Here is an 11,325-nt window from a genome sequence, read left to right as displayed (position 1 = left end):
CTATTCCGCCGCTTCAATGAGAGGAGTCGGGGCAAAATCTGCGGGAAAGTGCGTCATGGCGCTCATGACAGGATAGGGCGTGAAACCGCCGAGCGCGCAGAGCGAACCAAATTTCATCGTGTTGCAGAGATCGGCCAGCAACTCGCGGTTCTTTTCCGGCTCGATGCCCTGAGCGATCTTGTCAGCCGTTTCGACGCCGCGTGTCGAGCCGATGCGGCAGGGCGTGCATTTGCCGCAGCTTTCCACCGCGCAGAATTCCATCGCAAAACGCGCCTGCTTCAGCATATCGGCCGTATCATCGAAGATGACGAGACCGGCATGGCCAATCAACCCGTCCTTCGCGGCAAAAGCTTCATAGTCGAACGGCGTATCGAAGAGCGCCTTGGGAAAATAGGCACCGAGCGGCCCGCCCACCTGCACCGCCTTCACCGGCCGGCCGGATGCCGTGCCGCCACCGATCTTCTCGACGATATCGCCGAGCGAAAGGCCGAAGGCGGTTTCATAGAGGCCGCCATATTTCACATTGCCGGCGATCTGCAGCGGAATGGTGCCGCGCGACCGGCCCATGCCGAAATCCCGATAGAAGGCCGCCCCCTTCTCCATGATGACAGGCACGGAAGCGAGCGAGATCACGTTGTTGATGACGGTCGGGCAGTCAAATAGGCCCTTATGCGCCGGCAGCGGCGGCTTGGCGCGGACAACGCCCCGCTTGCCTTCGAGGCTGTTCAGCAGAGCCGTTTCCTCGCCGCAGACATAGGCGCCCGCGCCCGTGCGGATCTCCATGTCGAAAACCTTGCCGGAGCCAAGCACCGAGGCGCCGAGAATGCCAGCCTCACGGGCGATCTCCACCGCCTCCGTCATCGTGGCGATTGCATGAGGATATTCCGAACGTATGTAGACAAAGCCTTTCGTGGCGCCGGTCGCAAGCCCGGCAATCGCCATGCCTTCAATGAGCACGAAAGGATCGCCTTCCATGATCATCCGGTCGGCAAAGGTGCCACTGTCGCCTTCATCCGCATTGCAGACGATATATTTGCGCGCGCCGGCCGTATCGAGCACCGTCTTCCATTTGATGCCGGTTGGAAAACCAGCGCCGCCACGGCCGCGAAGGCCAGAATCGGTGACTTCCTTGACGACATCGACAGGCTGCATTGACACCGTGCGACGAAGACCGGCAAGCCCGCCATGGGCCTCGTAATCATCAAGCGAAAGCGGATCGGTAATGCCGCAGCGGGCAAAGGTGAGGCGCGTCTGGCCTCTCAGGAACGGGAGGTCATCGACCTCCCCAAGACAGAGCGCATGCATGCTGCCCTCTACCAATCCTGCGTCGAAGAGACCGGCCACATCCTTCGCCTTGACCGGCCCATAGCCGACCCGCTTGCCGGCAATCTCCACTTCGACCAGCGGCTCCAGCCAGAACATTCCGCGCGAGCCGTTGCGCACGACAGTCGCATCAAGGCCGCGGGCTGCGATCTCCTGGGTAATCGCCTTTGCCACCTTCTCGGCCCCGAGCGAGAGCGCTGCGGCATCGCGCGGAACATAAATCCTCACGGTCATCGGCGTGCCTCCGCGACAAGTTCGGCCGCCAGTTCGTCATCAATCCGCCCATGCACTTCGCCATCGAACATAGCGGTCGGTGCGCAGGCACAGAGGCCAAGACAGTAAACCGGTTCCAGCGTGACGCTGCCGTCGAGCGTCGTCTGATGGAAATCGATGCCGAGCATCTGCTTGATGCGCTCGGCCAGCGCGTCGCCACCCATCGATTGGCAGGCTTCAGCACGACAGAGTTTCAGCACGTGCCGGCCGGCGGGATGATCCCGATAATCATGATAGAAGGTCACGACGCCATGGACTTCGGCGCGGGAAAGATTGAGCTCGTCGGCGATCACCGGAAGGGCCTCCTTCGGCACATAACCGAAAGTGTCCTGAACCTCATGCAGGATAGGAAGCAACGGACCTTCGAGGGGACGAAGATCTGCAATGATCGAGCGGACACGCTCGGCGATATCGCCCTCGGCGATCCGTATGTTCATCAACAGCCCTCCCTACGGCTTGCACGATCAGGGAACCGCAAGCCTCCCCATGTTATTGCGATTTCAAGGGAACTGTTTCAGGGAAGCAGGCTGCAATCAATAAAGCAGTCTCGTTGCTTAATAGCTTTTTTCTATCAAAGTTCCGCATCTTCGACGAGTGTCCTTGCCTCGTGCAACAAAGCAGAGACGAGCGGTGTGAAGGGCTCGCGATAGGGAGCAACGAGACCGACGAGATGATGCGCCTCGGGCTCCATAATAGGAATCATCCGGATTTCCACAGGAAAGCCAAATGATTTCGCGACGTTGTGTGGCATGATGCTAGCCCATCGGCCGGTTCGCACATGCGAAAAGAGCACGATCATCGAATTCGACTCGAGCGTCGGATGGACCGTCGCGCCGGCTTCGGCCAGATGACGGTTGATAATACGCCGGTTCTGCATATCGGCCGTCAATAGACAAAGCCGAAGATCGCCCACTTCACGCCAGGTCACACTCTCGCGATCCGACAGCGGACTGCCGGCGGCGGTGATGAGATTGTATCGTTCCGCGTAGAGCGGCACCGAAGTGACTCGCCCGAGCGGCTCGTTTTCCAGATAGGTGATGCCGGCATCGATCTCGAGATTTTCGAGCATGCTCAGCACCTGCAGCGAATTGCGTGAGACAATGGAGAAGGTGACGTCGGGATGCCGCTCCTGAAAAGGTGTGGTGATTCGCGACAACATGGCGAGTGCGGTCGGGATCGAGGCCAAACGCAGATGGCCGGAGAGGCCTTTGCGCGCGGCGCGCATTTCTTCACGCATGGTACGCGTATCGCCAACGATGCGCCGTGCCCATTCGAGCACGCGCTGCCCTTCCGGCGTCAATCCCTGAAAGCGGGAGCCACGCTGCACGAGCATGACACCAAGCTGGTCCTCAAGCTGGCGAATGGCGGCCGAAAGCGTGGGTTGGGAAATGCCGCATTCCTCTGCCGCACGACCGAAATGTTTCTCGTTGGCAAGTGCGATGAAGAATTCCAGCTTGTCGATCATCCGGCCTCCCTGCCGAATTCGGGATGAGGCCTATTTTCGCGACTTGCCCGGCGCTTCGCAAGAGCCGCCAGCTCAGCCCGTCTCGGCAACAGGAAAGAGACTGAAAAGTGACTCGAGAATAGCCGTAACGCTTTCGTTGCCCATGCTGTAGTAGACGAGTCGCCCATCGCGCCTCGTATTGACGAGGCCTTCGAGCCTCAGCCGTGCGAGTTGCTGGGAAACCATAGCCTGCTGTATACCAAGTATATCCTCAATCTCACCAACCGTCTTTTCCCCCTCCGACAGGATACACAGAATGAGCAGCCGGGTCTGATGGGCTAACGCCTTCAGCAGATCACTCGCCTCATGGGCTTTGTCAGCAAGCTTCTGCAAGTCCTGGCCGGTCATGCCCAGCTTCGGTTTAGGCAATGGCATTTGCTTCTCGGAAGGAGGTAATAAGGTAGATCAGTACAATATCATATTCGCAGAAGCGAATTGGTCAATTGTCACGAAATGCCAAAAAAAGTCCAAGCAAATCAGCAAATAAGCTGGCCACCGTTGATCTCCAGGACTTGACCTGTGATGTAGCCAGAGAGCGATGGAGCCGCCAGGAACAGATAAGCCGGCGCGCAATCCTCCGCTGTTCCCAGCCGTTGCAACGGGATGGACTTGCGGGTCTGCTCCAGTTTTTCACGAGATGAATAGCGTGCATGGAAATCGGTATCGATGGTTCCGGGCGAGACGCAATTGACCCTTATACCTTCGGGCGCAAGCTCCCGGGCAAGCGCCTTGGAATAGGTCGCAACAAATGCCTTCGATGAGGAATAGATCGCAGAACCCGGGCTTCCGCCTGTCAGCGCAGAAATCGAAACCGTATTGACGATGGCAGCACCTTGCGCTGCCCTCAGCGCCGGAAGCAAAGCCCGCGTCAACTCCACCACCGACGTCTGGTTAAGGCGCACGATGGCCTCGTACTCGGTATCAGTGAGTTCTCCCGCAGGAAAGCGCCCGTGCATGGTACCGGCATTGTTGACCAGCACATGCACTGCATCGAAGAATTCAAGCGCCTTCTCCGCAAACTTTGCCGCCCCGCCCGGTTGAAGGAAATCAGCCGGCAAGAGCAGGGCGCGGCGCTCTGATTCGGCCGTCAGAAGAAAATCCGGCAGTTGGCGGTCTCCGTCGCGACCTGTGTGGACGAGTACGCGCGCCCCGCAATCCAGAAACTGGCGGGCGACTTCCAAGCCGATACCGCGACCGGCCCCCGTGACGACGACATTGCAGTTCTCGAATAGTTTGGGATGAAACACGAAGCCCTCCTCCTTGCGGGACCGGCCCGCCGCTTGCGTCATTCGGCCTTAACATATGAGGAGATCGGCCAAAAGAAAGCCCGGCGACTTACGCGTCCGGATCCAGAAGCCGCGCACCGGCTCCTTCTTTGCCAAGCACGTCGAATGGATTGCGCAACGGACAGGCGTCGATGGAGAGACAGCCGCAACCGATACAGCTCGTCAGATGGTCGCGCAGGAGGCTCAGCCGCTTGATTCGGGCATCGAGATCATCCTTCCAGAGGGCCGATAACCTTTGCCAGTCTTCGGCGGTCGGCGTACGGCTCTGAGGCAGGGTTTCGAACGCTGTCTGGATCTCGGCAAGCGGAATGCCGAGGCGCTGCGCCACCTTGATGATACCGAGGCGTCGCAGCACGTCGCGGCCATAGCGGCGCTGGTTGCCGCGGGTGCGGATGCTGGAGATCAGTCCCTTCGCCTCGTAGAAATGCAGGGCAGAAACCGCAAGTCCGCTGCGCTCTGCCGCCTCGCCCACCGTCAGAAGCTTGCCCAAAGAGAATGCCGGATTCTGTTGCATCGGTTATTGACCTCAATATTAGTTGAGGTTTTATAGACTGCGCTCCCGAGACCGTAAAGCCGACATGAGAAGGAGCGATGCATGCAGAAACCCGTGAGGCTTGCCGTTGTCTACGGCAGTACGCGCGAAGGGCGCATCTGCGACAGAGTGGTCAAATGGCTCGAAGGAGAACTCGTCCGCTTTCCGCAATTCGAAATCGACATCATAGACCCCCTGACATTTTCGTTGCCGCGAGAGCACATTCCGCATCATCCAGAGGCTAGGCGGCTTGCAAATAGGCTTCAAGAGGCCGATGGCTTTGTCCTCGTCACGCCAGAATACAACCACAGCTTCACCGCTTCCCTGAAGTTCCTCATCGATCTCTTCGGCGAGCCCTGGCATGGCAAGCCCGTCGCCTTCGTCTGTTATGGCGGCGTATCCAGCGGCTTGCGGGCAGTCGAGCAGCTTCGCCTCGTCTTCGCCGAGCTTCACGCCGTCACGATCTGCGATGTCGTGAGCTTCAATTCCCCTTGGCGTCGTCTCGACAATGAAGGCCGGCTGCGGGATCCGGAGGATGCGCTGCGCCGGCTCTCACGCATGATGGCCCAGTTGCAATGGTGGACCGAGGCGCTGATCGCCGCCCGCAACCACAGCCCTTATGCCGGTGTTGCCGCCTGAGGCAACGACATCCGGTTCCGTCTCTGGCAGGTACGGAACCGGTTGGACACCCGGACCGGGACCTCCGTCCGGGTGTTTCCCTCTCCGGCACCCTGCGGTGTGTCTGAACTACTCGCGCCTCTTGCCGACCGCATAGCCGGGAAGGAATTTTGCGGTTGCGGTATCGCGGGCCTGGTGCTAGCTTCCGCCACAATTTCACGGGGGAGCTCCGTATTGCCGGGGCTGAGATGTGAGGCGTATGCCTCCGGACCCTTCAAAGCTGATCTGGGTAATGCCAGCGGAGCGAGGTCTAGAATGTTTTCCGGTGCACAAGTGTCCCTATATCCGATGTCCGGCAATTTCGTCGGCATCATCCTTGATGCGATCAAGGCTCTCGATCCCTATCGTGATCGTCTTCGTATTGAAACTGACGATATTTCCACACTGATGGTCGGTCCGCACGACGTCCTGTTTGCGGCTATGCGCGACCTCTTTGTCTCGGCTGCAGCAAGCGGCGAGCACTGCGTCTTGTCCGCCGCCATCTCGCGCGGCTGCCCGGGCGAACCCGACGATACGATCTGCGGCGCCGGACTGTCCTCAAGCCGGGCCGAGCCGCTCGCCGAGCGAGTAGAAGCTGCAATTGCAGCAGTCGGAGATACCGTAGAGACGGGCCAGCCGACAGCCGCCCAGTTTTCTCTCTATGTAATGGGAACGGGCACCCATATGGACGAGATCTACGGCTGCATCGATTTCCTAAAGCGTTCGGGCACGTTCGACCGCTCCAAGAATTTCTGCACCAAGCTGCGCGGCGACGCCGGCGCGATCTTCGCGACCATCCATGAAGCTTTCTATCGCTTTGGCGATCCCGAAGGCCATGTGACCTTGGATATCACGGTCTCCGCGAACAGCCCGAGCAAAGCCTGAGACGCCTGACGGCAATGACCTTATCGAAACCGGATTCGACATTTGCACCACTGAGGCGGGCCTTGCCCGCCATTCTTGCCGTGCTTGCCTTCCTGACTGTCTGGCAGCTCTATGTTGATCTCTCCGGAGTCAAACCCTCGATCCTACCCTCGCCTTCGCGCATCCTTTCACAGGGCTGGCTGAACAGGCAGGCGCTGCTCGACAATACCTGGCCGACGCTTGGCGCGACGCTCGGCGGTTTCGCTTTGTCGCTGGTCTTCGCCTTCGTCTCGTCGGTGCTGATGGATTTCGTGCCTTTCATGCGCCGCGCGCTGCTGCCGCTCTTCATCGTCAGCCAGACGTTGCCACTGGTCGCGATTGCGCCTCTGGTCGTGCTCTGGTTCGGTTTCGGGATATTGCCGAAACTTCTGCTCGTCGCCCTGGTCACCTTCTTTCCTCTGCTGGTCGCCCTGCTGCAGGGCTATGAAGCGACGGACCGGGATATTGCCGAGCTTCTGAACTCCATGAAGGCAAGCCGCTGGCGCAGCTTCCGCCTGGCTAGGCTTCCCTCCGCCATGCCCTTCTTCTTCGCCGGCCTGCGCATTTCGATCACCTATGCGGTGGTCGGCGCGATCTTCGCCGAATATGCAGGCGCTGCACGTGGCCTCGGGATCTATATCCTCAACGCCAAGAACAATTTCCGCCCGGACCTCGTCCTTGCCGCCGTCGTCGTTAGCGCCCTCCTGACGCTCTGCCTCTTCGGCCTCACGCTGGCGGTGCAGCGTCTCGTTATGCCCTGGCAATCTGCCGCGGAGAGCCGCCGATGAATACGATGCTCGAGCTGAAGAATGTCTCGAAGTCCTTCGACGGCATGGAAGTGCTGAAGGACATTTCTCTTCATATCGCAGGAGGTGAATTCGTCTCGATCGTCGGCCCTTCCGGCTCCGGCAAGTCGACGATCCTCCGCTTACTGACACAAGCGCTGCAGGCTGATAGAGGCGAGATTCTCTTTGACGGCACACCGCTTTCGCAGGCAGCACACGCATTCGCCTTTATGCCTCAGCGCGATGCGCTGATGCCGTGGCGAAGCGTCATCGACAATGCGATTCTCGGCCTCGAAGTGCACGGCATGCGCCGCGGCCCGGCGCGCGCCGTGGCCGCCCCTCTCTTTGAACGCTTCGGCCTTGCCGGTTTCGAAAATCATTATCCTGCGGCCCTTTCAGGCGGCATGCGCCAGCGCGCGGCTTTGCTGCGTACGGTGATCCAACGGCAGGACATGCTGCTTCTCGATGAGCCCTTCGGCGCACTCGACGCGCTCACCCGCACCCAAATGCAGGAATGGCTGCAGGACATGTGGACCGATCATCGCTGGACGGCGCTGCTGATCACTCATGATGTCCGGGAAGCCGTTTTCCTGTCCGACCGCATCTATGTGCTTTCCGCCCGCCCGGCAGCCGTGATCAGGGAATTCGAAGTGCCGCTGAAAAGGCCGCGCACGCTTGCCGATCTCGGCTCGCCGGCCGCCCAGGCGATCGAAACCGAAATTCTTCAAACATTACTGCATCCGCAAAGAACCTGAGGAGGTCCCGATGCTTCTCACCCGCCGACAAACCCTTTTTGCCGCCATGGCCGCAACCCTCGCCGGTCGTGCTGCCTTCGCCCAATCCGCCACCAAGGTGCGTATCGCGCTCGACTGGACTCCGAACACCAATCACATCGGCATCTACGTCGCCAAGGCGAAAGGCTTCTATGAGGCCGCCGGCCTTGACGTCGAGATCCTGCCCTATGCCGATACCAGCGCCGGCACGCTTGTCGCAAACGGGGTTGCCGATTTCGGCATCTGCGGAGAAATCGAGGCCTTTACCCAGCGGGCCGCTGGCGCCGATGTGAAACTCGTCTATGCCGTCGTCCAGACGGAAACGGGCAGGCTGATCTTCAAGGGCGGCCGTAGCGATATCAAGAGCCCGAAAGATCTTGATGGCAAGACCTATGGCGGCTTCGGCGGCGCATGGGAGGAGGCACTCGTCTCTGCGATGATCCGCAACGACGGCGGTAAGGGCACTTTCCAGAACGTCACGCTCGGCACCTCGGCCTATGAGGCGCTCGATAACGGCGCCGTGGATTTCACACTGGAAATCTACACCTGGGAAGGTATTGCCGCCCAACTGGAAAACCGGCAGGTCCGCCGCTGGCGCTACAGCGACTACGGCATTCCGGACGAGCAGACGACCGCAATCGCGTCCAGCGACGCCTATCTGTCCGCCAATCCGCAGAATGCGCGCACCTTCATCCAGGCAACGCTCAAGGGTTACGCCTATTCGGTTGACAATCCGGACGAGGCCTGCGATCTGCTGATTGCCGGCAGCAACGGCGCCTTGCTCAACACCGAACTGGTCAAGGCGTCGCAAAAGGCACTGATCGAAGGCCATTTCCTTAAAGGCGATAGTGGCGCGATCGGCGCCATCGATCCGACCAAGGCAGAAGCAATCGGCACTTTCCTGTTCGATCATGGCATTCTGCTCGATGCCAATGGTGCGGCTCTGAGGGAAAAGCCCGACTTTTCCAGCTATTACACCAACGATCTGCTTGGCTGAGGTAAGCCTGCCCTTGCCGGCGGCAGCTTTCCGCTGCAAAGTCCGGCAGGGAGCGAGGGAGTGACATGCAGCAGCAGGACCGGGTGGCCGGAGCGGATTTCTTGCGTGCAGCCGCCTGCCTGCTGGTCCTCGTCCACCATCTCATTCTCCGCATCGACCTCAATAAAACCGAGGAATTGCAGTCAGCGCTCACAGCCTTGCGTTTCGGCAATTTCGGCGTCGCCATCTTCTTCATTCTCAGCGGTTTCCTGTTGGCACTGCCGTTCTGGCGTTCCCTTGATGCCGGCTGCGCCGTATTTGACCTGCGCATTTATGCGCTGCGCCGGGCGGCCCGCATCGTGCCCGGTTACTGGGTGGCTTTAACCGGAGGCTTCATCCTCAGTACTACGTTGCTTGGGCACGCAAGGACGCCGGACCTCGTCATTCGCTATATCAGCGGCCTCTTCTTCATGAGCCAATGGCACTGGCGCACGTTCTTTCCTGTCGAAGGCAACGGCCCGCTATGGTCCATATCTTTCGAAGTAACGAGCTATGCGCTGTTGCCGCTGGGTTTTCTTTGCCTTTTCGCTATCCCGAGGAAACGCCGCTCTCCACTCATCACGCGTCTTGCATGGCTTGGCGTCATTGCCGCAACCCTGCTTACCCACGAAGCCTTCCGTACGCTTTTCCCTCCCAATGAAATTGACCGCGGCTGGCAATACGGTATGCCGGGCGGTGCGAAAGAGTGGATGCCGAACTATAATCCTATCGGTTTTTTCGCCATTTTTGCACTCGGGGCGCTCGCAGCCGGCATTCAAGTCATGCTGCCGCGAAAGCCTCGGATCTGGTTCGATATCCTCGCGCTTGCCAGCCTAGCAGCGGCTGGCCTCCGGCTGGCACTTTCGACAGGTGGATCTTGGGAAGCCTACGGATGGCTCGGGATCCCCTACGCCTTTCCGCTGTTTCCGATGATGGTTGCTGTCGCGCTCGTGGCCCTCTCGCGCGCCGTGCTGCTTGCGATATTGCTTGACAATGCCTTCATGCGCTTCACGGCGACCATCTCATTCGGCATCTACATCTGGCAGGACATCGTACTAACTTCGATGCAGACCGTCTCCCCGACCATATTCGGAATCGGTAAAGACAACCCGCTACGGGACTGGTTTATCGGCTGCAGCTTTGCCACGGCGATCACCTTTCTTCTCGCAAGCATCAGCTATTTCGCCCTTGAGCGACACGTAATACGACGAGCCGCACGCATAACGGGCAATAATTCGCACATAACTCAATATAGTTAATTCCGAACTCACCCAAAATATTCAGAGACATATTACGAAATACTCCCAAATTTGGTCCAATTATCGTTACGAAAAGGTTAAAGAAGCGGATGACAAACCGATCTCATCCATGTATTTGTGCCAGCGCGACGCAATATGCGAGTATTTCCACGGACGTTGCTTAATGAACGTGTTTACTTCAAACAAGCTTCTGGACACGGCTTTCTCTGAAAAGACAGTGAAGATGAAGGCTCTCGACGCAGCGAATTCCAACATTCGCCAGCCCGAAAGCTTTGCTGCAATGGGTAGCCTGAACAGGTTTCAGCTCGGCTTGAAGAGAGCTTTCGACATTTTCGGCGCAACAAGTGCGTTGGTCGTCCTGTTTCCGGTTCTTCTCACGATTGCGCTTCTCATTGTGCTCGATGACGGCGGCCCGGTGTTTTTCCGACAGGTTCGCTGGGGTTTGAAGGGCAGCAAGATTACTGTCTATAAGTTTCGCTCCATGCAGGCAGATCTTTGTGATCCCACCGGCGTAGAACAGACCGTCAAGGATGATCGGCGCGTGACGCGGATCGGCGCCTTTCTGCGCAAGACCAACATCGACGAGCTTCCGCAGCTTCTCAATGTCATCAAAGGGGATATGTCGCTCGTCGGCCCTCGCTGCCATGCGATCAACATGCGGGCAGCCGGCATGCTCTACGAGGAACTGGTGCCGGAATATCATTACCGCCATCTGATGCGGCCTGGCATCACCGGCCTCGCCCAGACGCGCGGCTGGCGCGGCCCGACGGAACGCCCGACGGAAGCACGCGCCCGCATAGCCAGTGATATCTACTACATTAGAAATTTCAGCATCTGGCTGGATATGAAAATTCTGTTCAACACGCTGCTCTCCGAACTGCGCGGCGGCACCGGCTTCTGATACGTAATTTTCGGAGACTAGACAGGTCAGGCAGGCGGAGAGATACCGCCTGTTTTGCTTTGCAGCATTCGTCAGGATAAATGCAACTTGTTTACATAGAGAAGCGGCCTTGAG

General features: G+C 58.8%; 13 protein-coding genes and 1 riboswitch. Of the genes, 7 read left to right on the top strand and 6 right to left on the bottom strand.

Translation table 11 applies throughout. The features are described from left to right. From FHX15_RS20215 to soxR, 6 genes are all read right to left on the bottom strand, one after another. Entirely contained in the window at window positions 1-1,557 is a 1,557-nt protein-coding gene (locus FHX15_RS20215; protein ID WP_184400139.1) for an NADH-quinone oxidoreductase subunit NuoF, read from the bottom strand. After that, window positions 1,554-2,033, bottom strand: a complete 480-nt coding sequence (locus FHX15_RS20210; RefSeq protein ID WP_184400138.1) for a formate dehydrogenase subunit gamma — start codon at window positions 2,031-2,033, stop codon at window positions 1,554-1,556. Before FHX15_RS20210 ends, FHX15_RS20215 begins: the two co-directional genes overlap by 4 nt. A gap of 134 nt (window positions 2,034-2,167) precedes the next feature. Then, window positions 2,168-3,061 carry a LysR family transcriptional regulator gene (locus FHX15_RS20205; RefSeq protein ID WP_184400137.1) on the bottom strand — a complete coding sequence of 298 codons (894 nt, stop codon included), beginning with the start codon at window positions 3,059-3,061 and terminating at the stop codon, window positions 2,168-2,170. Between the two features lie 72 nt (window positions 3,062-3,133). Then, entirely contained in the window at window positions 3,134-3,475 is a 342-nt protein-coding gene (locus FHX15_RS20200; protein ID WP_184400136.1) for a helix-turn-helix transcriptional regulator, read from the bottom strand. 101 nt (window positions 3,476-3,576) lie between these two features. Then, window positions 3,577-4,347, bottom strand: a complete 771-nt coding sequence (locus tag FHX15_RS20195; RefSeq protein ID WP_184400135.1) for an SDR family NAD(P)-dependent oxidoreductase — start codon at window positions 4,345-4,347, stop codon at window positions 3,577-3,579. A gap of 88 nt (window positions 4,348-4,435) precedes the next feature. Next, complete coding sequence (gene soxR / locus FHX15_RS20190) at window positions 4,436-4,900, bottom strand: redox-sensitive transcriptional activator SoxR (RefSeq protein WP_184400134.1); 465 nt, start codon at window positions 4,898-4,900, stop codon at window positions 4,436-4,438. Window positions 4,901-4,981: 81 nt separating this feature from the next. Between soxR and FHX15_RS20185 the strand changes: the two genes are divergently transcribed. The 7 genes from FHX15_RS20185 to FHX15_RS20155 all read left to right on the top strand — a co-directional run bounded on the left by FHX15_RS20185 (window position 4,982) and on the right by FHX15_RS20155 (window position 11,211). After that, entirely contained in the window at window positions 4,982-5,557 is a 576-nt protein-coding gene (locus FHX15_RS20185) for an NADPH-dependent FMN reductase (RefSeq protein WP_184400133.1), read from the top strand. Between the two features lie 189 nt (window positions 5,558-5,746). Further along, window positions 5,747-5,861: riboswitch (TPP riboswitch) on the top strand. Next, window positions 5,852-6,460 (top strand): YkoF family thiamine/hydroxymethylpyrimidine-binding protein, encoded by a 609-nt coding sequence (locus FHX15_RS20180; protein WP_184400132.1) that lies wholly within the window; start codon window positions 5,852-5,854, stop codon window positions 6,458-6,460. Its footprint overlaps the riboswitch before it by 10 nt. 14 nt (window positions 6,461-6,474) lie before the next feature. Beyond that, window positions 6,475-7,266, top strand: a complete 792-nt coding sequence (locus FHX15_RS20175) for an ABC transporter permease (RefSeq protein ID WP_184400131.1) — start codon at window positions 6,475-6,477, stop codon at window positions 7,264-7,266. Then, window positions 7,263-8,018, top strand: a complete 756-nt coding sequence (locus FHX15_RS20170; protein WP_246779007.1) for an ABC transporter ATP-binding protein — start codon at window positions 7,263-7,265, stop codon at window positions 8,016-8,018. Before FHX15_RS20175 ends, FHX15_RS20170 begins: the two co-directional genes overlap by 4 nt. Window positions 8,019-8,028: 10 nt before the next feature. Next, the gene (locus FHX15_RS20165) at window positions 8,029-9,033 is read left to right on the top strand and encodes an ABC transporter substrate-binding protein (protein ID WP_184400130.1); all 1,005 of its coding nucleotides are present in this window, start codon (window positions 8,029-8,031) and stop codon (window positions 9,031-9,033) included. 65 nt (window positions 9,034-9,098) lie between these two features. Then, window positions 9,099-10,310 carry an acyltransferase gene (locus FHX15_RS20160; RefSeq protein ID WP_184400129.1) on the top strand — a complete coding sequence of 404 codons (1,212 nt, stop codon included), beginning with the start codon at window positions 9,099-9,101 and terminating at the stop codon, window positions 10,308-10,310. Between the two features lie 163 nt (window positions 10,311-10,473). Beyond that, the gene (locus tag FHX15_RS20155; RefSeq protein WP_184400128.1) at window positions 10,474-11,211 is read left to right on the top strand and encodes a sugar transferase; all 738 of its coding nucleotides are present in this window, start codon (window positions 10,474-10,476) and stop codon (window positions 11,209-11,211) included. Window positions 11,212-11,325: the final 114 nt, after the last annotated feature.

This window comes from Rhizobium sp. BK650, from assembly GCF_014195325.1.
Lineage (GTDB): Bacteria > Pseudomonadota > Alphaproteobacteria > Rhizobiales > Rhizobiaceae > Rhizobium.
This window is presented reverse-complemented; position numbering and strand designations above follow the sequence as displayed.

Coding starts and splice junctions, on each gene's coding strand:
- FHX15_RS20165 (WP_184400130.1), top strand. CDS start 8,029: ATGCTTCTCACCCGCCGACAAACCCTTTTTGCCGCCATGGCCGCAACC.
- FHX15_RS20215 (WP_184400139.1), bottom strand. CDS start 1,557: ATGACCGTGAGGATTTATGTTCCGCGCGATGCCGCAGCGCTCTCGCTC.
- FHX15_RS20210 (WP_184400138.1), bottom strand. CDS start 2,033: ATGAACATACGGATCGCCGAGGGCGATATCGCCGAGCGTGTCCGCTCG.
- soxR (WP_184400134.1), bottom strand. CDS start 4,900: ATGCAACAGAATCCGGCATTCTCTTTGGGCAAGCTTCTGACGGTGGGC.
- FHX15_RS20155 (WP_184400128.1), top strand. CDS start 10,474: ATGAACGTGTTTACTTCAAACAAGCTTCTGGACACGGCTTTCTCTGAA.
- FHX15_RS20160 (WP_184400129.1), top strand. CDS start 9,099: ATGCAGCAGCAGGACCGGGTGGCCGGAGCGGATTTCTTGCGTGCAGCC.
- FHX15_RS20200 (WP_184400136.1), bottom strand. CDS start 3,475: ATGCCATTGCCTAAACCGAAGCTGGGCATGACCGGCCAGGACTTGCAG.
- FHX15_RS20170 (WP_246779007.1), top strand. CDS start 7,263: ATGAATACGATGCTCGAGCTGAAGAATGTCTCGAAGTCCTTCGACGGC.
- FHX15_RS20175 (WP_184400131.1), top strand. CDS start 6,475: ATGACCTTATCGAAACCGGATTCGACATTTGCACCACTGAGGCGGGCC.
- FHX15_RS20180 (WP_184400132.1), top strand. CDS start 5,852: ATGTTTTCCGGTGCACAAGTGTCCCTATATCCGATGTCCGGCAATTTC.
- FHX15_RS20185 (WP_184400133.1), top strand. CDS start 4,982: ATGCAGAAACCCGTGAGGCTTGCCGTTGTCTACGGCAGTACGCGCGAA.
- FHX15_RS20205 (WP_184400137.1), bottom strand. CDS start 3,061: ATGATCGACAAGCTGGAATTCTTCATCGCACTTGCCAACGAGAAACAT.